Source organism: Streptomyces sp. ATLC9 (genome assembly GCF_057196705.1).
Genome location: NZ_JBXUOY010000677.1, coordinates 1 through 219 on the forward strand (window position 1 = coordinate 1; position 219 = coordinate 219).

The 219-nt window shown below is 61.2% G+C and carries 1 pseudogene; it reads left to right on the plus strand.

Annotation, left to right across the window (positions count from 1 at the left end):
• Window positions 1–98: pseudogene (locus tag AC2CJA_RS27600) on the plus strand (IS5/IS1182 family transposase); the annotation flags it as partial.
• Window positions 99–219 lie beyond the last annotated feature (121 nt).

The following is a 219-nucleotide window of genomic DNA, read 5'->3' on the forward strand; positions in this document are numbered from 1 at the left end:
CCGTCCGGTACGAGCGCAAGGGCGAACACTTCCTCGCCTTCCTCGGCCTCGCAGCTGCCCTGACCTGCTACAAACGGCTGACCGCAGTCACCACATGAGACATCCTCTTAGTACTCCAGTGCGGTTTCGTGATCTATCCAGCGGGTTCGTCGACGGATCGTCGTCGGTAGTGGCTGTGTCGGGCTGTTGCCTGGTGGCGTCTGCGCCAGATTGACCAGT